The sequence below is a fragment of the Frankia tisae genome (assembly GCF_025403405.1).
Lineage (GTDB): Bacteria > Actinomycetota > Actinomycetes > Frankiales > Frankiaceae > Frankia > Frankia tisai.
On record NZ_JANEZT010000698.1, the window covers coordinates 1 to 1276 of the forward strand.

The 1276-nt window shown below is 72.4% G+C and carries 1 protein-coding gene; it reads left to right on the top strand.

Annotated elements, in window-relative coordinates:
• Nucleotides 1–563: 563 nt before the first annotated feature.
• Nucleotides 564–1276, top strand: a 713-nt coding sequence (locus NBZ85_RS31190; RefSeq protein ID WP_261563430.1) for a PaaI family thioesterase, incomplete at its 3' end; no start/stop codon positions are given.

Consider the following 1276-nt stretch of genomic DNA (forward strand, 5'->3'; position numbering starts at 1 on the left):
GTGGGGAGGCGGCGGGAGTTCAGTGCACTCTGTTGAGCGTTTGAATGTTGGGGGCGCAGGACCGACCGTACACGGAAGATCCAGGGTGATCTCGCTCACGAAGTGCACCCCCGTCGGGGCGCGGGTCCGGCCGGCCGTCGTCACGAGGCAGAAACATCCCGGTAGTGCAGGCCTTTCAGGCGTTGCCGGTGTCAGCCGGGTGGGGGCGGGGGCCTACAGAAGCCCAGTCGGAGCGGCGCACCCCACGCGCACCAGGCGAACTGTCGAGCGACCGTCAACAGGTCGGCGGGGTATTCTCAACTCGGTTCCGGCGTGTGGCTGAGACGTCACCGCGATGAACGTTCAGTGCGGATGGGATCGACCGGGGGCGCGTGTTCACCCGACGAGGGGTGGCGCAGGCCCGCCGGGCACCAGGCGGTGCCGTTCTCCCTTTGCTCCTGACCGCGGCGCGGCGGGCACGGTGGGCGGGGCTTTGGCGGCGGCGCGCCACGGCCGTCCCGGTGCGCGAGGTGACCGACGAGACGACGCGCCGCCAGGCGCCGAGGAAACGGGTGGATAACGCCGTGGACGCTGCTCTGGAGAAGCTGGGGTTGCCGCGTCAGGCCGCGGCGGTGGCGCGGCCCGCCTGGGAGGAACCGACCCCGTCGCCCCTCTCGCCCGCGGACGGCATGGCGGCCCGGCGTGACGCGGCCGCGCAGCTCGGCGCGGCCGTGCGCGCGTTGACCGATGCCACCGTGCGCACGCTTGTGCCGACCGAGACCCTGCTCGACATCGCCGCCCGGATCACCGAGTGCCTGCCCGCGTTGACCGCCGAGCAGCGCGACGTCGGTGAACCGGCGCCGCTGGACGACCCGGCCGCGAAGATGTGGCTGCACAACCCGGTCATCGGGCGGGCCAACCCGATCGCGCCCTGGGTCGAGACCACACTGGTGGACGGGGTCCTCACCGGCCGTGCCACCCTCGGCCTGCCCTACCAGGGGCCGCGCGGCTACCTGCACGGTGGGATGAGCGCCATGATGCTCGACCAGATCCTGGGCGACGTCGTCAGCGCGAGTGGCCGGTCCGGCCTCACCGTCTCCCTGTCCACCCGGTACCGCCGGCCGGTCCCGCTGCTGGCTCCACTGCTCGTGGTCGGCCAGGTCGTCGAGGTCGCCGACCGGAAGATCACCGCGGTCGGCACGATCGCGCTGGAGTCGGAGCCCGACCAGCCCCTGGTCGAAGGTGTCGGCATCTTCGTCGTGCCCCGGCCGGACCAGGCCGCCCGACTGTTCGGTGC